This window comes from Pseudoalteromonas sp. 2CM41L (assembly GCF_023161905.1).
Classification (GTDB): Bacteria; Pseudomonadota; Gammaproteobacteria; order Enterobacterales; family Alteromonadaceae; genus Pseudoalteromonas; species Pseudoalteromonas atlantica.
In genome coordinates, this window is record NZ_JALNTN010000001.1 from 229,736 (window position 1) to 249,350 (window position 19,615).

The 19,615-nt window shown below is 40.6% G+C and carries 20 protein-coding genes; 5 read left to right on the top strand and 15 right to left on the bottom strand.

All coding sequences use genetic code 11. The features are described from left to right. Window positions 1-146: 146 nt before the first annotated feature. Window positions 147-1,010, top strand: a complete 864-nt coding sequence (locus tag MTF64_RS01000; RefSeq protein ID WP_248450166.1) for an EamA family transporter — start codon at window positions 147-149, stop codon at window positions 1,008-1,010. Window positions 1,011-1,077: 67 nt separating this feature from the next. Here MTF64_RS01000 and MTF64_RS01005 read toward each other — a convergent pair whose 3' ends face one another. The 3 genes from MTF64_RS01005 to MTF64_RS01015 all read right to left on the bottom strand — a co-directional run bounded on the left by MTF64_RS01005 (window position 1,078) and on the right by MTF64_RS01015 (window position 4,229). Further along, entirely contained in the window at window positions 1,078-2,073 is a 996-nt protein-coding gene (locus MTF64_RS01005; RefSeq protein ID WP_029772994.1) for a patatin family protein, read from the bottom strand. A gap of 282 nt (window positions 2,074-2,355) precedes the next feature. Then, complete coding sequence (locus MTF64_RS01010) at window positions 2,356-3,345, bottom strand: LLM class flavin-dependent oxidoreductase (RefSeq protein ID WP_004586324.1); 990 nt, start codon at window positions 3,343-3,345, stop codon at window positions 2,356-2,358. 140 nt (window positions 3,346-3,485) lie between these two features. Continuing rightward, on the bottom strand, window positions 3,486-4,229 hold the full coding sequence (locus tag MTF64_RS01015) for a siderophore-interacting protein (RefSeq protein ID WP_024032378.1): 744 nt from the start codon (window positions 4,227-4,229) through the stop codon (window positions 3,486-3,488). Window positions 4,230-4,352: 123 nt separating this feature from the next. Between MTF64_RS01015 and MTF64_RS01020 the strand changes: the two genes are divergently transcribed. The 3 genes from MTF64_RS01020 to MTF64_RS01030 all read left to right on the top strand — a co-directional run bounded on the left by MTF64_RS01020 (window position 4,353) and on the right by MTF64_RS01030 (window position 6,514). Next, window positions 4,353-4,772: a MarR family winged helix-turn-helix transcriptional regulator gene (locus MTF64_RS01020; protein WP_004586326.1), complete on the top strand. Its 420-nt coding sequence runs from the start codon at window positions 4,353-4,355 to the stop codon at window positions 4,770-4,772. Window positions 4,773-4,853: 81 nt separating this feature from the next. Continuing rightward, window positions 4,854-5,267, top strand: a complete 414-nt coding sequence (locus MTF64_RS01025; RefSeq protein ID WP_004586327.1) for a S24 family peptidase — start codon at window positions 4,854-4,856, stop codon at window positions 5,265-5,267. After that, entirely contained in the window at window positions 5,255-6,514 is a 1,260-nt protein-coding gene (locus MTF64_RS01030) for a Y-family DNA polymerase (protein WP_121638558.1), read from the top strand. Before MTF64_RS01025 ends, MTF64_RS01030 begins: the two co-directional genes overlap by 13 nt. A gap of 1 nt (window position 6,515) precedes the next feature. Here MTF64_RS01030 and MTF64_RS01035 read toward each other — a convergent pair whose 3' ends face one another. The 5 genes from MTF64_RS01035 to MTF64_RS01055 all read right to left on the bottom strand — a co-directional run bounded on the left by MTF64_RS01035 (window position 6,516) and on the right by MTF64_RS01055 (window position 8,416). Continuing rightward, on the bottom strand, window positions 6,516-6,971 hold the full coding sequence (locus MTF64_RS01035) for a hypothetical protein (RefSeq protein ID WP_248450168.1): 456 nt from the start codon (window positions 6,969-6,971) through the stop codon (window positions 6,516-6,518). A 181-nt stretch (window positions 6,972-7,152) separates the two neighbouring features. Beyond that, window positions 7,153-7,668: a DUF4240 domain-containing protein gene (locus MTF64_RS01040; RefSeq protein WP_096043004.1), complete on the bottom strand. Its 516-nt coding sequence runs from the start codon at window positions 7,666-7,668 to the stop codon at window positions 7,153-7,155. Next, on the bottom strand, window positions 7,668-7,859 hold the full coding sequence (locus MTF64_RS01045; RefSeq protein WP_004586332.1) for a YwbE family protein: 192 nt from the start codon (window positions 7,857-7,859) through the stop codon (window positions 7,668-7,670). Before MTF64_RS01045 ends, MTF64_RS01040 begins: the two co-directional genes overlap by 1 nt. 59 nt (window positions 7,860-7,918) lie before the next feature. Continuing rightward, complete coding sequence (locus MTF64_RS01050) at window positions 7,919-8,200, bottom strand: hypothetical protein (RefSeq protein WP_248450169.1); 282 nt, start codon at window positions 8,198-8,200, stop codon at window positions 7,919-7,921. Window positions 8,201-8,203: 3 nt separating this feature from the next. Next, a complete protein-coding gene (locus tag MTF64_RS01055; protein WP_004586334.1) occupies window positions 8,204-8,416 on the bottom strand; it encodes a hypothetical protein in 213 nt (70 codons plus the stop codon). Window positions 8,417-8,505: 89 nt separating this feature from the next. Between MTF64_RS01055 and MTF64_RS01060 the strand changes: the two genes are divergently transcribed. Further along, window positions 8,506-9,333, top strand: coding sequence for an ion transporter (locus MTF64_RS01060; protein ID WP_004586335.1), 828 nt, complete (start codon window positions 8,506-8,508; stop codon window positions 9,331-9,333). A 66-nt stretch (window positions 9,334-9,399) separates the two neighbouring features. Here MTF64_RS01060 and MTF64_RS01065 read toward each other — a convergent pair whose 3' ends face one another. From MTF64_RS01065 to MTF64_RS01095, 7 genes are all read right to left on the bottom strand, one after another. Beyond that, entirely contained in the window at window positions 9,400-10,515 is a 1,116-nt protein-coding gene (locus MTF64_RS01065; RefSeq protein WP_054981963.1) for a DUF748 domain-containing protein, read from the bottom strand. 462 nt (window positions 10,516-10,977) lie between these two features. Then, complete coding sequence (gene asd, locus MTF64_RS01070; RefSeq protein WP_039972138.1) at window positions 10,978-12,117, bottom strand: aspartate-semialdehyde dehydrogenase; 1,140 nt, start codon at window positions 12,115-12,117, stop codon at window positions 10,978-10,980. A 367-nt stretch (window positions 12,118-12,484) separates the two neighbouring features. Continuing rightward, the gene (locus MTF64_RS01075; protein WP_004586338.1) at window positions 12,485-15,202 is read right to left on the bottom strand and encodes a TonB-dependent receptor plug domain-containing protein; all 2,718 of its coding nucleotides are present in this window, start codon (window positions 15,200-15,202) and stop codon (window positions 12,485-12,487) included. 95 nt (window positions 15,203-15,297) lie between these two features. Next, complete coding sequence (locus MTF64_RS01080) at window positions 15,298-16,899, bottom strand: hypothetical protein (RefSeq protein ID WP_121638538.1); 1,602 nt, start codon at window positions 16,897-16,899, stop codon at window positions 15,298-15,300. 300 nt (window positions 16,900-17,199) lie between these two features. Further along, window positions 17,200-18,528, bottom strand: coding sequence for a CDC27 family protein (locus tag MTF64_RS01085; protein ID WP_029772987.1), 1,329 nt, complete (start codon window positions 18,526-18,528; stop codon window positions 17,200-17,202). Window positions 18,529-18,561: 33 nt separating this feature from the next. Further along, window positions 18,562-19,167 (bottom strand): energy transducer TonB, encoded by a 606-nt coding sequence (locus MTF64_RS01090; RefSeq protein ID WP_248450518.1) that lies wholly within the window; start codon window positions 19,165-19,167, stop codon window positions 18,562-18,564. 12 nt (window positions 19,168-19,179) lie between these two features. After that, the gene (locus tag MTF64_RS01095; RefSeq protein WP_004586342.1) at window positions 19,180-19,593 is read right to left on the bottom strand and encodes a biopolymer transporter ExbD; all 414 of its coding nucleotides are present in this window, start codon (window positions 19,591-19,593) and stop codon (window positions 19,180-19,182) included. Between the last annotated feature and the right edge of the window lie 22 nt (window positions 19,594-19,615).

Here is a 19,615-nt window from a genome sequence, read left to right on the forward strand (position 1 = left end):
GATAACCTAAACACGAGATAATAAAGCAAGCTCAAGCAGAGCGTAGGTTAAATAGCGTCAGAGCAAACAATAACACCGTCTTTTTAGCACATTTTTAAAAGCCTATATTGATACACTCAGTACCTAGTATTTACGGAGGGTAATTAATGGCAACACACATAGGGTTTTTAGCAATATTTTCGTGGGGGCTTTTAGCATTACTAGGTAATTTAACCAAAGCGATCCCGGCTTTTCAGTTACTTTTTATGTGCTTTGCACTTTCTTTTATTATTTTATTAGTAAAACGCTTTGCTACAAAACAGCCATTATTAACCCCTCCTAAGCTTTCTAAAAAACAAATGATAATAGGTGTTACCGGCTTATTTGGTTTTCACTTTTGTTATTTTATGGCTTTAAAATACGGCCCTTTAATAGAGGTAAGCTTAATTGTGTACCTTTGGCCATTATTACTGGGTGTATTTGTGGCTACCCCTGGGTCTAAATTTAAAGCAATATTAGGCGGATTATTGGGGTTTTTAGGCACGCTTAGTTTAATTACCGATGGCAGTGGGTTATCTATCAATAGTGAGTATTACTTAGGGTATTTTTTTGCAGGATGCTGCGCAGTACTGTGGTCTAGTTATTCTTATTTAATGTCGCAATTTAATAGCCAAGTAGATGACATAGGCTGGCTTTCGCTTATTGTGGCTGTGCTTGCCCTTTGTGCACATTTTTATTTTGAAACAACCGTTACTAGTTTGTCTGTTTCACAATGGCTAGGCGCTATTTTATTAGGGTTAGGCCCAGTGGGAGGTGCATTTTATTTATGGGATCATGGTTTAAAATTTGGTAACCGATCGCTATTAGCCTCGTTAAGTTTTTTAACGCCGGTGCTTTCTACTTTTATTTTAATACTCGCCTCGCAGGCTCCCTTTAGTTGGTCAGTGTTTATTGCTTTAGCGCTTATTTTAATAGGCGCGGTAATTAGCAATAAAAAGCCATCGATAAGTTTAAATAAAGCAGAGCTTTAATTTTGCCACTGCACTTTACCAACGCTTAAACTTAAGTAGTAATTTAAGTTTAAGCGTTAATACACAGCTACATAGCGTAGCTGTGTGCGTAATCTACTATACGTGCGTTTTGGCTTTTTAAATAAGCGCGGCCCGCTTTTACACCTAGCTTATGATCAAAGCGTAAGTCGTCGTTTGAGCTACCTAATAATTTACTGTGCAGCTTTTCGTCTGCAAAAATTTGTATAATTTCTACATCACTAGGCGGGTTGGCAATAAACGTTAGCTCGTCTAGGTATGCTTGCTCGTGTTGAATCAAGTAATCAAGTGTTTTTGGGCAGTAGCCTGATGCACATGCAAATGTTCTAAGCTTTTGAACCCATGCTGTTTGCGCCTGAAAATGCTCATCAACGGTTCTAATTACTACGATTTTTCGTGCGCCACGGTTATAAGCTTCGCGTACAGGCAAGGGCGCAGCTAAGCCGCCATCTAAATAAAAATCTTCACTCGATTGCTCTGCAGCTAAATGCGCTTCGTTTGCCGCTTTTGTACCTAACCAAGGAGTAAGTTTAACGCCTTGTTTATACAAAAAAGGTAACGCGCTCGATGCTTTTAACAAATCTCGCCATTGCTTACCCTCGCCTGTAGGTGAAAGGTAATAGGCTTTTCTGTCGCGTGCATTGGTTGCCGTTATAAGCAGCTCTCGCTCGCCTAAGCTGGTTTTTGCTGTTTTAAAATCAAGAGCTCTGTTTACTTCGGTGGTTTTTTCAAAGTACCAGTCTAAATCAACAATGTGCTTGCCCATTAAACCACGCCCTAGTTGAAAAAAGCGTTTGTTACGAGAAAGCCCTCTAATTAAGCGTTTAGCGTAACCTTTTTGACGTGCTAAATAGCTTGTTAAATTTTGCGAGCCGGCAGAGGTGCCAATAAATAAATCAAATGGGTCATAGTTTTGCTCTAACCATGCATCTAATACACCGGCAGTGAATATCCCTCGTTGTCCGCCACCTTCAGCTATCAGAGCAACTTTTGGCTGAGCTGTATGAGTAACTGAATTAGCCGATGCGGTTGTTAGAGCGTTCACGGTGTACCTTCCTTTAATTTAATGATGTTTGGTTAATAACTACATTGTAAAAAATAATAGTGATGTCTTAAAATTGATTGTTTAAATCAGTTTGATTGAAAAAACAGAACGATAAATAATGCAAAATGGGCCTTATCCTTGGCAACCTAAATATGTTTAATTATCGAAATTGTTTGTTCAGACATCACTTAAAGTTAATAAGTTTGTATTCACTTTTAATGATGTCTACATAGTAGCAAGGCTTGTGTGTACGCTTGCTTAACTAAACACTTCCTTTTTTAATTAATGCTTTATTTCCATTAAAATTTCTAGGGCTCGGTGGCGTTTTTCGCTGTCGTAAACATCGTTGGTAAATATAAACTCATCCACTTCTAGCTCTTTCGCTATCATTTGTAATTTATGTTTTATACTCACATGCCCGCCAACAACGCTTAAGCTTAAAAAGTTTTCTACGTGGGCGCGCTCTTGCTCACTCCATAAACCTTCCATACTCTCTACCGGTGGCTTTAGCCATAGCTCTTTGCCGCGTATTAATTCAAGCACGCGTTGCTTTGAGGTGGTAGATAGGTACTGCGCTTCTTCATCGGTTTCTGCTGCTACCAGCGGTAAAGCAAGCATTACATAGGGTTTATCGAGTACATTTGAGGCTTTAAATTCTCGCTTATATAGCGCAATGGCATCGTGTACAAAACGTGGTGCAAAGTGCCCTGCAAATACATAAGGCAACCCTTTTTGCGCAGCCAATTGGGCGCTAAACAAACTTGAGCCTAATAACCAAAGCGGTACGTTTGTGTCCTCCCCCGGAATAGCACGTATAGGGTGTGTGCCATTGTATGGGCCTAATAATGTTTGCAGCTCTGTTACCTCCCCCGGGAAGTTTTCTGCGCGGCTCATATCATTATTTAGCGCACGGCTGGTTACTGGATCACTACCAGGGGCGCGGCCAAGGCCTAAATCTATTCGTCCAGGGTATAAACTCTCTAACGTACCAAATTGCTCAGCCACAACTAAGGGCGAATGATTCGGCAGCATTATTCCGCCAGAGCCAACCCGTATACGCTGAGTTTTACCTGCAATGTGACCTACTAATATTGAGGTGGCAGCACAAATTATACCGGGCATATTGTGATGCTCGGCTAGCCAAAAGCGATTAAACCCTAATTGGTCGGCGCGCTGGGCGTATTTAGTGGTTTTATTGAGCGTATGAGAAACGCTGTCCCCTTTGATCATGGGGGCAAGCTCTAATAACGAAAAGGGAATGGAAGATAACAAAATAGCAGCTCCTTAAAATGCATGCTAACAATGGGCTTCATCATCAGCATAAAACACTTAAATGGGTCTGCTATTTATTCAATTCAAGTTAGGTAACGGATAAAAGCAAAATAGCGTTAGGCTGTTTTGCTCTAAGGTATTTATGCAAGCTCAGGGCTTTGCTGGCGCTCTTTTTTATAACCCTCTGAGTCTACGCCTTTTTTCCAATAGCCAGAGGAAACTATATTACTACGCGGTATATTACAGTCCTGGGTAAGTAAGGTTTTTGCTTTACGTACTAACCCTGCCTCTAATGCCATAAATACAATAGGTGGCTCGTTTGTGTGTGGCAAATTGTTAAGCGCGCTGAGCATATCGGTATCCGGTGTATCTGTAATTAACCAATTAACATCGCGCTGCGTTTGTAAATCAATAATGTCTTGCTCTGTAGGGGCATGCACAAACGCGTCAATTTTTGCGCTGGCGGGTAACTGCTGCATGTACCCTTTTATTGCATTAACTGAGGTTAAATCGCCTAGTAATACATAATGCGGATGCTGGTAATTATCAAGCTTTTTAGGACCTGGGCCCGCTATGCCAACCTCGTCACCTACTTTTGCAGTTATAGCCCATTGCGTAGCCGGACCTTGGTGCATGTTTATTACAAAGTCGAGCGTTAACGCGCCCGTTGCATCATCAACATCTCTTATTGTGTAAGAGCGCATACACGCGGTTTTTAAATTAAAATCAACTTTACCATTTTGGGGAATAAGCACTTTTACATAGCTGCCAATATGTGCTTGTGTTAAATCCGAAAACTCATCTGAGCCTACAACAATGCGCTGTAAATGCGGTGTTATTTGTTCAGTACTTAGTACCGTAGCTTTGCGAACTTGTTTACCCATTTAAAATCACCTCGTTTAACAAAATAGTTAACTGCTTTTTAAAGCAAGCATTGCACAACGCCCCATTGGTTGATAAAATCAACTATAACAAATTAATTGATATTGTCAACCATTAGAGAGCTTATGAACACGCTTTTATCAAATACCCTATTTGAGCTGATGCAAAATTACCGCGTAACAATACGTGAGGCTATTAACGCAGGCGACCTTGGTATTAATGCTATGCACGTGCGTTGTATACACATTATTGCCAGTACATCTAACTGTACCGCTAACGACATTGTGACTAAAACACAGCGCGACAAAGCCCAAATTGCCCGCTTAATTAAAGATCTTATTGCCTTAAATCTTATTAATAAGCAAGCAAGTGAGCACGACAAACGTTGCTTTATTTTGTCGCTCACCGAACAAGGCAACACACTTTTTGATAAGTTATTAGCCTCTGAGCAGCAAATAAATGATCAAATGTGTAAAAACTTAAACCCGCAGCAAATCAAAGACTTTTTAGATACCGCGCAACAAATGATCAAAAACATGGCGTGATCTGTCTTTCATTTCTTGGCATAACTTACACAAAACGCATATACTGTACGCTTATACAGTATATGCGTTTTAGGTTGTGTTATGTTTGTTATTCCCGTTTATATAGAAGCCGGTGTGTGTGGGTTTGAATCGCCCGCGGCGCAATACGCCGAGCTCGGTGTTTCTCTTGATGAGCTATTAATAAAGCACCCCGACGCCACCTTTATTGGTATTGCCTCGGGTAATTCCATGCAAGAGGTGGGGATTTTTGAAGGCGACTTACTGCTTGTAGACCGTGCTGAGCAAGCCGATAACGGCGATGTTATTGTTGCCAACTTAAATGGCTTATTTGTGTGTAAGCTATTAGATAAAACCAATGCGCGGTTACTCTCTGCATCGCCTTTACATAAGCCGGTACAACTAACCTCAGCTGATGAGTTTCAGTTAGAGGGAGTGGTTACACTATCGATTAGAATGCACCGCCCAAGCCCTGAGCTATTAAAATGTACGCCTTAGTCGATGCCGTTGCATTTTATGCCAGTGCCGAAAAAGTGTTCGACCCCGCTATTCGCTCTAAACCTGTGGTGGTTTTAACTAATAACGATGGCTGCGTATGTGCGGTATGCCCGATAGCTCGGCGCTTAAACATTCCTAAATTTGGCCCTTATTTTAAAGTTAAGCACCTGCTTGAGCAACACAAGGTGGTTGTACGTTCGAGTAACTATGAGTTGTACGCCGATTTAAGCGCCAAAATGATGAACGTAATTGGCCGCTTTTGCGACACACAATACATATACAGTATTGATGAATCGTTTTTGCACTTTAATGGCTACACCCCCCTTATACAAAACTGGCACGAGTACGGGCATACAATAAGGCGCACCGTTTGGCGCGAAACTAAACTCCCTGTGGGTGTTGGTTTTGGCCCAACCCCTACTTTGGCAAAAGCCGCTAACCATGCAGCTAAAAAGCTAAGCGGGTTTGATGGGGTGGCCGTTATACATAACGAGCAAAGCCGCCAAGCAATTTTACAAAGAATGAGCTGCGCCGATGTATGGGGCATAGGTAAGCGCCTAGCTAAAAAGCTTAATATAATGAACATACATACCGCGTGGGATCTGGCACAGCAAAACCCTAAAACCATGCGCCGCGCGTTTAGTGTGGTAGTAGAGCGTACCGTAAGTGAGCTAAATGGTATAGCGTGCTTAACATGGGACGATGTACGCCAAGATAAGCGAGAAATATATTCTACTCGCAGCTTTGGTGAGCGGATCAGTGAGCCAACTGCACTTAAAACCGCCCTTATTAACCACGTAACCACGGTTGCCAGTAAACTACGAGGGCAGCGCTCATTAGCAAAACAGCTTTATATATTTGCCGCCACTGGCAAACACGAAGACCGCTATTGTAAAAAGTCGTTTATATATAAATTTGCCACCCCCACTAACGATACCTGCGTAATGGCAAATGCAGTATCAGAAGTATTTACTCATATTTACCAGCCAGGTGTACGGTTTTATAAATGTGGTGTAGGCGCTTTAGAGCTTACCTCGGTGCAGTATCAGCAAACTGATTTATTTAGCCAAAGTGCCGATAACCCTAAATTAATGCAGTGTCTTGATACAATAAACAACCGCTACGGAAAAGGCATACTCACCCTAGCCAGCAGCAAACTAAATCAAGGCTGGCATATGAACAGAGATTACTTATCGCCCCAATACACAACGCGCTGGCACGATATACCGCAAATTCATTGCAAGTAAGTTAATCAACCTGTCTTGTAAATGTGCACTCTACTGCGGGGGTATTCTGCGTATATTCGAGCGTTGTAACACTGGTAAACTTAGTGCTTTGTCTGATGGTTTTTTCGTTATTGGGGTCAATACAGCGGCTCATTTTTAAGCTGTTATCAACACCATCACTTTTGTATTTATACGAGCTAGTTACAAAACAAAAATTTGGCTTTTTAGTTGTACGGGTGCCGTTGTGTAAACTTTCAAACGCAATATGCTCGCCTAATTTAAAACCCGCGTCTGGGTAAACTGGGTTAATTAAACTCAACTGACTATCCACACACAGTGGGGAGTTAGCAGTTACCACCTGGTAATCACCAAGCATTGTTTTTAATAACGGTATAAAACGGCTTTTATTACTCGGCGCAGCCAATGCAGATGCACTAATAAAGGTTGTCGAAATTAAAAAACAAAGTAAGGTTTTCATTAAGTGGGCGTATCCTCGTAATAAGTAACGTGCGGCGCTAACTTTTATAACTATAACAGAGATTTAATCTAAAAAAAGGACGCAGCACTTAGCATTATGTAATGCAGTGTTGTAGTTATGTTTTACGAGTAATAAAACAAAGTGGTTTATTTACTAAATAAATAAACCACTAAGAGTGACTTTACTGCCAGTATTTTGCAAATAATTGCGGATAGCTTTGTTTTAAAAACTTGGGTTTGTCTTTAAAGCGTTTACCTGCAGGTTGCTCGCCTGAGGGTACAAAAGGTAATTCGTCGTCGTTGCGCTCTTCAAATAATAAACCGGCTATTAAGTCGTATTCATCAATATAAGGGTAAGGTTGCTCATTTAAATAATACACAGGGGAGCACTGTGCAAGTGAGTCGGCATTGCTTAATGCGTTATTAAATACCGTCTCCCCGCGGGAGATGAGCCAGCACCTAAATTCGCTAAAACCGTATTCGTCGTTACAGCCAGCCATAACAAATGCGGCACCAAATAAATCCCAGGTAAAACATTTGCGCATGTGAATACCAAAAAATTTATCAAAAGCAATGAGCTGCTCGTCGGTTAAATCGCTCAATTTAGCTTTTAAGTTGTCGCTTACGCTTTGTGGGTCGAGCCCTAACTCAGGCGTGGTCACTAAATCCCAAAATTCCTGCTCTGTTAACGCTGTCATTATAAAATCTCTTTTACTCGGCCGACTTGACCATCTTCTAGGCGTACTTTAATACCATGCGGGTGATTAGGTGATTTAGTTAATAAACGCTCAACTACACCTTGAGTTAATGTGCCGCTGCGTTGATCTTCTTTTAATACAATATTTACGGTTGTACCTGGTGTGATTTGCGAGCGCGATGGAACAGCCATGCTTTACATCCTAAAAATAATTTTGGTAATTATAACGTCCATAGCTAGGCAAACCAATGTTAATCAACTAAAAACGCTATTTGCTTAGCCGCTACCGGTAAGCTTATTTTGCTAAGCTCAGCGTGAATAATATCGACTAGCTGAGAAAAATGCGCTTCGGTGTCGTTATAGGCTATATCATCTTCAAAATAGCAGCTTATTTTTAGTGACTTTGCTTCATTTTTTAAATCAATGGTGTGAGTTAAATAAGCAAAACCATCATGAGTCGCTTTTATTTGCTCACAGGCGTTGGTGAGGGCTTGGCGTATTTGTTTATCGCGCAATTTTTGTGTTTTAGTCATAAATTATTGTGTTTGTTCACTTTGCTGTTTTTTATACTCTTCAAAATTTTTATCTTGATTTTCAAGGCACTCGTAATATTCTTTATCAGCTTTATAATTACATTCATCAAGACGTGCTGATTGAATTTCGTGAAAGCGAGCGTCGGAGCTGCACCCTGCAAGTACCGAAAATCCCACAAACAGCAATGCGCTTTTAGTTATTTGACTGATTAACATTAGAATTCCTTACACTTTCGTTATCGAAAGCAACAATATTATTGTATATTAGCGTCATAAAAACCTGACTTTGCATAGGACCCATAATTATGATGTCGCAGTTACAAAAGCTGTTTCAGCGTATAGACAAAAGCAAGATATTTCAATCATTTGTTATAGCTGTCATTGTTGTTTCTGCCCTCACCGTAGGTGCTCATACATATTCTCTTCACCCCACTGTAGAATTTATTCTAAATTGGATGGATGTAGGGATCACAGCTTTCTTTTTAATCGAACTCATTATTCGCTTTATTGCAAGTAAAGGAATAAAAGACTTCTTTTCAAAGGGCTGGAATATATTCGATACCATTATTGTACTTGGCAGCTTATACCCAGCTGCAGGCTCAACCATGTTACTTGCCCGATTGCTGCGTATATTTAGGGTACTGCGTTTAGTATCTATGATCCCTGAGCTGCGTTTGCTTGTAAATTCGTTACTTAAAGCCATTCCGCAAATGGGCTATATAGCACTGCTTATGTTTGTTATTTTTTATATTTACGCAGCCATGGGCAGTATGATGTTTGCCGATATTAATCCGGTGCTTTGGCAAGATGTATCCATTTCAATGTTAACGCTATTTAGGATAGCTACCTTTGAAGATTGGACCGACATTATGTACGAAACCATGGCGGTATACGAACTGAGCTGGATTTACTACCTCACGTTTATCTTTTTAACTGCGTTTGTGTTTTTAAACATGATGGTAGGTGCCATTTTAGAAGTAATGAGCGAGGAGCACCGAAATGCCCGTGAGCTAAAAGCGGATAATAACTCACTTCCTGCAACGCAAGGACAAGTGGTTGAACTACAAGCGCAAATAGCTGAGCTAAAAACGTTATTAAGTAAAACCTCAGATATTACCAACTCCAATAAATAGCTGATCTATTTTACTTGCTAAAACTTAAAAAGCCCTTTGTATTGAGTTAATACAAAGGGCTTTTAGTTACTCACCTTGTTGTTCTTGCGTGCTTTCAAACGAAATAACATTATCAACCTTCATTTTAAATGCTTCAAAAAACGCATTTTTTAATACCGAAACCACGGCTTCAAAAGTAGATACATCAGCGTTATCTAACTGCCCGTCTATGGGCACCCGAGCAGCCACCAGCTTTGACTCGTCGTTTTCTAATAACGAGCTGAGTAAATCAATACTGCCTTCAAAAATAGCGGTAAATAGACCGTCATCATCTTTTTCTATATCTTCGCGCCACGAAAAAACACTTAAATCGTGCACACCCGCTTTTACATATCCATTTAAGTTATTATTGTTAGCGGCCAATTCCATTGCGCCATCTATTCCGCCGGCTTCAATGTCAAATGGGGTATACACTTTAAAAACAGTTTCGAGATTTTTAACCGAAAAACGCTGCACTTCAACATTAAAATCAAAATTAGCTTCATCGCTAAAGGGGTCTAATTTACCATTTAAAGACAGCTTAGCTTCGCCCATTAGCTGCCCTTCTACTTTTAAACTCGTAACTAAAGTTTTAGAGAGGTTTTGTGCATTGGTAATATTGTTAATGTTAGCGTTTATATTTGATACGTAAGTAGGCTGCTCTCCTTCGCTGGTGGCGTTAACTAAGGTTACTTTACCATTGTCTATACGTAGCGTATCAATTGAAAAAGGCACGAGATCATTAGCAAGGCCTACCCACGTGGTTTCATCTTTCACCTGTTGATTTTGTTCAGCGGTAGTTGGGTCTTTATCGTAAATAACAATTTCTGGGCGGGTAAAAGCCATGTTGGTGACAAAATTACCGTTTAATAAAGCAGACCACGCAAGCGAAAAATCAAGTGTATCAATAGACAGTAACGGCTTAGGCATCTGCGTGGCATCTACCGCGTAAATTTCTACCTCATCAACAGCGTAAGCTCCTCGGTATAAGTACAAATCAACATCACCCACATGCCCTGTTATGCCTTGGGTTTGTTCAAGCTGCTGATTTACATAATATTGAACCGCATAAGGGGCTAAAGCTCTGAGTAAAATTAACCCCAAGGCTGTAACCACTAAAGCATAAAACCATTTTTTGCGTGTATTTTTAAAAGTAGAAGCCATTATCTATCCTTATGTGAAGGCTTAGCATCTCGGCATAAGTAAAAAATACCTGCATAAGTGAATTAAGTACCCACAAAGCAGCTAAAACCGAGCGAATAAAGCTGTAATAGACTATTACGAGCAAAAGCTATACCAAAAAATGCAATGAGCCGAGTTAAGCAAGCTTACTGAGCCTTTCATATAGTCATTAATTTTATAACTGCTCCAACAGAGCATAGGGGATGGCAATATTAATATTTATTACGTTTTTCCTAGGTATTAATGAAGCACAAACTTATACGCTTTATATACAGTGCATTTATATACAGCGCGTTACAGCACCATTGAGCAAGCGTTGTAAATAGCAAAAACGAAAGCAAAACACGAAGGAAAAAATAAAGTAGCGTATGCAGTGCCGCTTAACTAAAAAAGGGGTTAGCAATACGCTAACCCCTTTTTAATATACACTTTTAAATGCAGAAATTATTCACCGTCTACAATGATGCGAAGCATACGACGAAGTGGCTCTGCAGCGCCCCATAACAGCTGATCGCCCACGGTAAATGCGCTAATGTATTTAGGACCCATTGCTAATTTACGAATACGACCAACAGGAATACTTAAAGTACCTGTTACTTTAACTGGGGTTAAGTCAGTTGCACTAATTTCGCGCTCATTTGGGATAACTTTAACCCACTCGTTATGCGAAGCTAAAATTTCTTCAATTTTTTCTACGCTAATGTCTTCACGTAATTTAATGGTCATTGCTTGGCTATGACAACGCATTGCACCAATACGTACACATAAACCATCAATTGGCACAGGCTGTTTAGAAGAGCCTAAAATTTTGTTCGCTTCAACCTGAGCTTTCCACTCTTCTTTAGACTGGCCACTTGGCATTGGTACGTCAATCCAAGGAATTAAGCTACCGGCTAGCGGCACGCCAAATTGGTCTTGTGGTAAATCGCTTGAAGCCATTTTTTCGCTCACTATTTTATCAATTTCTAAAATAGCTGAACTTGGGTTATCTAGTTGCTCGGCAACGCTTGAATGAATAGCGCCCATTTGTGCTATAAGCTCTTTCATATTACGAGCGCCGGCACCAGAGGCCGCTTGGTAAGTCATTGGGCTTACCCACTCAATTAGGTCTTGCTCAAACAAACCACCTAAAGCAAGTAGCATTAACGATACGGTACAGTTACCACCTACAAAAGTTTTTACGCCTTGCTCTAAACCTTGTTCAATGACATCTTTATTTACAGGGTCAAGTACAATAATGCTGTCATCAACCATACGAAGTGCAGAGGCTGCATCAATCCAGTAACCATCCCAACCCGATTCGCGTAATTTAGGGTAAACCGCTTTGGTATAATCACCACCTTGACAGGTAACAATAATATCCATTTTAGCAAGTTCATTTACATCACTTGCATCTAATAACGGTTTTGCGTCGCCAGCAATATCAGGGCCGAGTTGCCCAGCTTGTGAGGTGGTGAAAAAGGTGGTGTCGATATGTGCAAAATCACTTTGCTGTTGCATACGTTCTAATAACACAGAGCCAACCATGCCACGCCAACCGACTAATCCTACTTTTTTCATTGTTTTTTCCACTGTTTGATTCATAAAAGATGCCTTAATACATTAAAAATTAAAATTCATTGCGTGAGAATTAATTTTTATTAAAACCAATCATATTAAGTTATTAATCATTTATAGCGGCAAATTAATAGCGAGATAACAAGCCATAATTTTTTGTATGTAGCTGTTCTGCATCAAAAATTTATTACGCCGTTCGCGCTTTATTTAGCACACTAGAATGACTAGTTATTTAAGTTGATTAGTATAAAGCTAACCTAACACCCCAAGCGCCCTAAAACTAGTGAATAAAGCGAAACTTAAATATTTTTCATAGTCATAAAAAAGCCCTGTATTAAATACAGGGCTAATCGGTAGTTAGGTTTTATTATATCCCCCTTCCTTGGGAAGAAAATTAAAACTCGTAGCTGTAACTTAAATCAAACGTTACACCTTGCTCTTTTGAGCGCACTATAATGTCTGATTGTGTTACCTCTTGATCTTCATCGAGTAAGTTTTTAACTTTAAACTTAATCTTAGAATTAAAGTCAGGGTAATAAGTATAAACTAAATCAAGTGAGTGAAATGGCTGCTCATACGCGTCATCTCTATTAGCAACACCCGCTGCTAAAATTCGCTCACCAAATACGTTATAAACTAATGAACTGCTGTGCATGCCATCTAACGAATCGTAGTTTAATTGTAAATTAACTACATACTCAGAGTGGCCTGTCATACGTTTTTTAGGATTAGTTAATGTACCCGCCAGTGCTGGGTCAATAGACGCTTCAGAATCACTTAATGTGATATTACCGCTAGTAAATAGGCCTTCACTTACAAATGTTAAGTCTTGTAGCCATTCAGCTTCAATACCATAAACTTCTGCTGTTTCACCATTTATAAACGATGCTGAGTAATCTTCATCACCAATGTTTAAAACTGTTTCAATTGGCGCTGTAATATCTTTATAAAACGCCGCTACGCTAAATGAATTACCGGCTTGTCCGTAATATTCATAACGTAAGTCGTAGTTTTTAATTGGGCTACTTTTTATACCTGTACGACCAAACGTTCTAATGTCGGTCAAAGGGTCGTAATACGTAACAGGCACTACTTCACGAAAATCAGGACGAACTACTGTTTCACCATAACCTAAGCGCACTTGGTAATCATCGCCACCTACATAGGTAACAGACAGTGCCGGGTACCAATCATCGGTAATAACAGAGCCTGCTTGAATTTTATCTGGATCGTAAAAGGTATTTAAATCGTCTTCATCAAAAATAAGGCTCGATGTACCGATAGAAGATTGTTTAAATTCCTCATAACGAATACCACCGCTTATTCTTATCCATTGATCATAAAACACATCGAAAGACGCATAACCTGCATCCACCTTTTGCGCAGCAATGTAATCATCGGCATCAGGGGCTGTTGGCTCATTAAAGTCAACTAACACAGCGTTATTATCAATAAAGTCGTCAGTTAAAAAACCACTATTATTAAGCGCATCAGTGCTACCGTCGTTTATTGAAATACCTGAGCCGCCACTGTTGTTTATAGCAAAGCTTGAGGTATTAAATATTCGAGCTCTGTCAGAAAAATCGTAACCAACTTTAAACTCAACTTCCATAGACTCAAAGCTAAGCGGCAGCGTTAAGTTACCACCGTACGATTTAACACGCTCTTCCATATTGGTGTATGACATAATTACACGGTTATCATCCCCTGTAATAGTTGAGCCGGCATAGCTGCCATCACTATTATAAGTGTCACGAAACTCAAAATCGGCACTGGTAGGTATATCAGTCGTTGCTTTAGCTTCGGTGTACTGCCAATCGGCACCAATACCAAAATAATCTAAAAAGGTATGTTGCCCCATAACTTGAGTAATGTTTAATTGGCGTTCTTCGTAATTAAACTCATGATTACGGTTTGCAATCCCATCACCCGCAATACTAAACGTAGAACTCCCCGCAGGGCTTTGCGAAATAGCAATTTCAGACTCATCTTCATTATCAATAATATAAAGCTGTTGAGCTGAAATACTGTGCGTACCTAAACGGTATGACAAGCTTAATGAACCGTTATAACTTTCGGTTTCAGTTGTCACTTGCGAATTTTTGACTGTGTTGTAACACGAGTTACTCACATCTTCACTGGTCGCTAACGACGTTGTACAATCAACATTGCCTTCTTCGTTTTCTAAATCTTGGGTGATAACTGAGCTAAAACGTTCTTCAAAATCCCATTCGTTTTTGTAAGCACCTGCCAGTAAAAACCCAACCTTGCCGCCAAAATAGCTCTCTTCAAAGCTATCACCATAATGGGCTTTAATATTATAACGCGGGTCTAACGACTCTTCTTTTAACTCATAATCGCGAGGAAGCGACTTTAAAAGTGCGTTATTAACAGCGGTTGCTTGTTCTGCACGCGTTAAATCGCCATCTTCAAAGCCTTCACTACTAACAATATTGCCAATACTAAAATCACCACGGTATGTTGAAATAGCCTGTGATAACTCACTTGGAATGCCATTTTCGTTACGATTGTAGGTAAAGCCATCACTTGATGCCGTATCGTAACCTGCACCCACTTCTATGCCTGCTGTAAATTCACTCGGTGCGGTTTTAGTTCTAATATCTATATTACCGCCCCCAAACGCTGCTGGCATGTCTGGAGAGTAAGCTTTTTGAACGGCCATACTTTCAATTATACTTGCAGGGAAAATATCCAGCGGAATAACGTTACGGGTTAAATCTGGGCTTGGGATGTAAGCGCCATTTAAACGCGCACTAGAGTAACGCTCACCAAGGCCCCTAACGTAAATAAACTTACCATCAACAAGCGTTAGGCCTGTTACTCGACGAAGCGCAGATGCTGCATCGCTGTCGCCCGTGCGTGATAATTGTTCAGAGCCTAAAATATCGGCAACAAAGGCTTGGTTTTTACGTTCTTCTACAACTGCCGCAGCGCTCCCTTGTAAACGCGTACCTACAGCAACAACTTCTTCTATTTCTTGTTCGTTTGTTAACTGTTCATCGGCTTGTGCAGCAATTAAGCTAGTCGAATGAGCGACTAAACCTAAACCAATTGCCCAGGTAATTTGATTGAGTCTATGCTTTTTAGACATGAGATAATCCTAATCAGGTTATACAAAAGAGGCGCCTGACGCTTAAATAACAAGCCACAAGGCGCCTTTAATCAGAGGTTATAATGGTGTGCTATTTAGTCAGCATTTGCTGCTGTAACAGCCGCTTCAACCCATTTATACCAGCTAGAGTCTGTATCCTGATCCGATACCGCACCAATGTAGTTTACGCTTTCAAAAAATGAATCGCTTGTGCTTAAGTCTGTTGCAGTAACCGTTACTTCTGCAGCTGCTGTGTTCGTTGCAAAACCGTTATCTGCAAGTACTGCAACATCATCAGTTAAGATTTGGTTAGCACCGTCATTTTCAAACCACGCTGTTTTTGTTTGACCTTCTAATGGGCCGCTTGCAAACGTATCTGTATCTGTAAAGTTTGCAGAACACGCCATTACAGAGCTTGTGAATGAGATTTTATCTGCTTGTGCTTCACCGTCGCCTGAGAACTCAATACATTGCGTGTTAGTTGCGTTTTGCTTAACGATAACAGTGTTGTAAATGCTTGAATTAAATTGGTCATCAAACTTGTAAGCTTGTGAAGGGTCGTCATCACGTACCGAGTTACCATCGGTAGTTACAACCGTTACATTGGCAACCGTTGGGTTAGATGGAGACACTTGCTCGGTAGAAGAACCTTTAACACCATCAGACTCAAAGCCATTGTTACCCATGTTAACTACAGTGCCGTCATTTAGTGTCACAGTACCGTGTTGAATAAATAAGTACTGAGCTTTACCTTGCCAACCTGCGTCAAAGTCAAACGAATCATCTTGTGTATCTGTTACCGCTACGTGTTTAAGCGTTGTAGCACCACCAAAAATTTCAATACCGTCATCAAAACCTTGGTGAATGTGTAGGTAATCAAACTCAGAACCAGAGCCAACTGCATTTAGTGTTAGTGAATTCAAATCATCGCCTTCACCACCAACGCGAGGGCCTGAACCTGCGTACCAAATTTTAGCCCATTTAATATTACCGCTAGAGTCTGCATTATCGTTACCACCAAAGTAGCTTGTAATACCTTCAGAGGCTACGTTACACGTACCACCGTCACGCTCTGCATCAGTACATTGGTCAGTAATGCCGTTACCATTAATGATGATACCGCCCCAATCTGCGTAGCGTGCGCCTTCGCCTGCTGTATCAAAACGGTCAAACGCGTTTGCCGAAGTAAATACAACCGGCTTTTCTTCAGTACCTACCGCTTGAATTTTTGCACCACGTGCAATGCGTACAATTGCTTCACCTGAGCCAAATGCTAAAACGGCACCTGGTTCAACAGTCATTGTTGGACCATTTGATGGTACTTCAAAGCCATCTACAGTGCTGCCGTCTTCGCCAATTTGTAATGCATCTTCAAAAACGTGAACACCGCCATCAGGTAGCTCAGCGAAAGTAATGTTGCTTGTGATAGAAATTGTTTTGCTTGCAAACGAGTCGTTGTATAAACAATCAATGCCACTTACTACGCCTGTTACCGTACCTGCATCTGATTCGTAGCTTGCACAAACAGCTTCTTCTTCAGTTGTTGAACCAGTTGTATTGTTTGAATTATTAACACTGTTATCTGTTGACGAGCTGTTATCGTTTACAGTAGGTGTAATTTCGATATCGCCGCCACAGCCAGCTAGTGTCATTGCAGTTGCTACTAGGCTGACCTTAAATAAATCAGATAATTTCATTGTTCACTCCGTTAAAGTATTTAATTATTTTGTTAGTGCATTAAGTAAAAACTTAAGTCACTTTAAGGCACGATACTCATGCATTAAGGTGACCTGAGTTATCGGATGCAAATAAGATACTGTAGAGATATGACAAACCAGTTACAGTTTAGTAACCATAAGATGACAATAGTAATTAATTTAAATTCAACAACTTAAATATTTTAACAACGAAAAAAACCGCCCTAAGGCGGTTTTGGTGTTGCGATTATGAAATAGGTAAACGCTTTATTATTTGTAAAATAGCGTTAAGGTATAAAGTTAAAGTAACGCGGCTTTAAGTGTTTGCGCATGCACTTTTTCACGCTTAACATATTTAATCCACTGCTTTGCTAAACGTTGTGATTTATCATGCTTTTGGGCTTGTTCAAACGCTAAAATAGACGCATCAAAATTTTGCATATTGTACTGTGCCATACCTAGCGCAACGTAAGCGTTTGATTCAAAATCAAGGCCGCCTTTATCAAGCGCCTTACGCGCAGCATCAGCCGCTTCTTCGTATTGCTCAGTGTTAACAAACACTTCTGCTAGGCGTTGATCGTACTTACCATGCTCTGATAGGTCAGCCGCTTTTGCAAAGTAGCTAATCGATTTTTCATCTTCTTTAGCTTGAATCATGGCCTCTGCAATAAAGGCATAGTTTTTCGCTGATTTTTCTACAATGCCTTTTTCTATCGCATCACTCATTGTTTTAGCTGCTTTGTATGCCAGGCCGTTATAAAGGTAAGTTTGCGATAACTGTCGTAAATCAGACTTGGTTTTTAAAAAGCCTTGTTGATACGCCGCTTCGATTACTGCTAGTTGCTCTTTTTCTTTGCCGGTTTCTCCGTACATACCAGCTAGCTGAACCCAATACTCTGGTTTATTGTAAAGTTTAACCATGCGCTCAAGCACTGCCACTACTTTATCTGTTTGATTAAGTGAGTAATACATAGCGCGCTGTAGTACCAGCCAGTTTTCTTTAGGGGTTTTACCTTCGCTGTCGCTAAGAGCAATAACTTGATTAATGTACTCAAGCCCCTTTGGGTATTCTTTTAACTGGTAGTAAGTTTGCGCTCTAAGTAAGTAATACCCTTCTGTAATAGGTTTGGTATTTATTTCATCCCACTTATCTAAAAACGCGATAACTTTTTTATACTCGCCGTTGGCCATTGCAAGCTGCGCTAGGCTAAACGTGGTACTTAAACGTAATGATTCAGGAATAGCCTCCTCGGCTACCACTTTTTCAAACGAGGCAATGGCTTTTGGTAAATCATTTTCGTTGTAATAAATAAAGCCATAAAAGTTATGCATCATCGCAATTTCGTACGAGTTCATACTTGAAGCTCGCTCTTGAATGCTATCAAGTGCTTCAAGGCCGGCTTTTACATCGCCATCGTCAGCGAGCTTTTGCGCACGAGCAAGCTGGCTATAAACCTTTTCGCGCAGTGCGGGTACACGCTTTGTTTTTTGCTCTTGCTCTGCATGGGCAGTTGCTACGTTTAGCCCCGGCACAAGGCTTAGCGTACTTGGCACAACAATACTTGCACTGATCGCGGCAGTGCAAAATAATGCCAGTTTTAAATTTTTAGCTGTAGGTAGTAATTTCATAATCGCCTCGCTATTTCATCCAATTAAGATAAGTTAACCATTAATTTGGAAAGATATTTTGTTTTGAACACCCGCCACTTCAACGGCTTCACCATTTACTACGCGCGGTTTATATTTAAATTTAAGTGCGGCATCCATCGCTGCTCTATCAAACAGTGACTCAGGAACCGCTTTTACTACTTGCGGGTCACGTACAGTACCTTGCTTAGTTACTGTAAATTCAACAATTACATAGCCTTCAATACCACGCGACAAAGCACGACGCGGATACACTGGAGCTACTTTTACAATGGGTAGGTATTCACCATCACTTGTTTCAAGCGCTAAGCCACCCGCTAGGTCAACGTCGCTGCCTACATCCGCGCCAAAATCAAAATTATTGCTGGCCGCGTTTGCATCATTATTTTGCATTTGCGGCGACTCCATAGGCGGTGGTGGCTCTTTTGGTGTAGGTGGCTTTTGCGGTTTACGTTCTTTCTTTTGCACTGTTTCTTCTTTTTTCAAACGTACAAAATCTAAAACGTTTCCTTTTACTGGCTCCGACATGGCACCTTCACCACCGGTGATCAGTGCCTGCATGCCTAAAAACAGCATAAAGGTCACTGCACCCGCTACTATTAATGCTACTAAATATCGCAACATGGCTAACCCTTAAGACGCATCTTGTGCAGCAATTGAAACATCAAACGCACCTGCAGCACGCGACGCATCCATTACTTTGATTAACATATCAGTGGTGGCTTTTTTATCAGCTTGAATAACCACGCTCCCTTGTGGGTTTTCTGCTTTTAAGCGTTCGATATTGGCTTGCACTGCACGTACATCGATTTGACGTTTATTAATCCAAATCTCGCCTGTATCAGAAATAGCCACTAAAATATTAGCGCGTTCTTTTTTAACCGCTGTTGCGGCTTCTGGGCGGTTTACATCAATACCGGCTTCTTTAACAAACGAGGCGGTAACGATGAAGAAAATAAGCATGATAAATACAACGTCTAACATTGGGGTCATGTTAATTTCTTCAGCTTCGTCTTCTTGTAATAGGTTTCCTAACGGGGCTCTCATTTTTATTCTCCTAGGATGAGCG

What these genes read in the sequence shown, in the direction of transcription:
- MTF64_RS01035 (WP_248450168.1), bottom strand. Translation starts at nt 6,971, where the DNA reads ATGAAAACCTTACTTTGTTTTTTAATTTCGACAACCTTTATTAGTGCA.
- MTF64_RS01080 (WP_121638538.1), bottom strand. Translation starts at nt 16,899, where the DNA reads ATGAAATTATCTGATTTATTTAAGGTCAGCCTAGTAGCAACTGCAATG.
- MTF64_RS01060 (WP_004586335.1), top strand. Translation starts at nt 8,506, where the DNA reads ATGATGTCGCAGTTACAAAAGCTGTTTCAGCGTATAGACAAAAGCAAG.
- MTF64_RS01050 (WP_248450169.1), bottom strand. Translation starts at nt 8,200, where the DNA reads ATGACTAAAACACAAAAATTGCGCGATAAACAAATACGCCAAGCCCTC.
- MTF64_RS01075 (WP_004586338.1), bottom strand. Translation starts at nt 15,202, where the DNA reads ATGTCTAAAAAGCATAGACTCAATCAAATTACCTGGGCAATTGGTTTA.
- MTF64_RS01000 (WP_248450166.1), top strand. Translation starts at nt 147, where the DNA reads ATGGCAACACACATAGGGTTTTTAGCAATATTTTCGTGGGGGCTTTTA.
- MTF64_RS01030 (WP_121638558.1), top strand. Translation starts at nt 5,255, where the DNA reads ATGTACGCCTTAGTCGATGCCGTTGCATTTTATGCCAGTGCCGAAAAA.
- MTF64_RS01015 (WP_024032378.1), bottom strand. Translation starts at nt 4,229, where the DNA reads ATGGGTAAACAAGTTCGCAAAGCTACGGTACTAAGTACTGAACAAATA.
- MTF64_RS01085 (WP_029772987.1), bottom strand. Translation starts at nt 18,528, where the DNA reads ATGAAATTACTACCTACAGCTAAAAATTTAAAACTGGCATTATTTTGC.
- MTF64_RS01040 (WP_096043004.1), bottom strand. Translation starts at nt 7,668, where the DNA reads ATGACAGCGTTAACAGAGCAGGAATTTTGGGATTTAGTGACCACGCCT.
- MTF64_RS01025 (WP_004586327.1), top strand. Translation starts at nt 4,854, where the DNA reads ATGTTTGTTATTCCCGTTTATATAGAAGCCGGTGTGTGTGGGTTTGAA.
- MTF64_RS01055 (WP_004586334.1), bottom strand. Translation starts at nt 8,416, where the DNA reads ATGTTAATCAGTCAAATAACTAAAAGCGCATTGCTGTTTGTGGGATTT.
- MTF64_RS01045 (WP_004586332.1), bottom strand. Translation starts at nt 7,859, where the DNA reads ATGGCTGTTCCATCGCGCTCGCAAATCACACCAGGTACAACCGTAAAT.
- asd (WP_039972138.1), bottom strand. Translation starts at nt 12,117, where the DNA reads ATGAATCAAACAGTGGAAAAAACAATGAAAAAAGTAGGATTAGTCGGT.
- MTF64_RS01095 (WP_004586342.1), bottom strand. Translation starts at nt 19,593, where the DNA reads ATGAGAGCCCCGTTAGGAAACCTATTACAAGAAGACGAAGCTGAAGAA.
- MTF64_RS01065 (WP_054981963.1), bottom strand. Translation starts at nt 10,515, where the DNA reads ATGGCTTCTACTTTTAAAAATACACGCAAAAAATGGTTTTATGCTTTA.
- MTF64_RS01020 (WP_004586326.1), top strand. Translation starts at nt 4,353, where the DNA reads ATGAACACGCTTTTATCAAATACCCTATTTGAGCTGATGCAAAATTAC.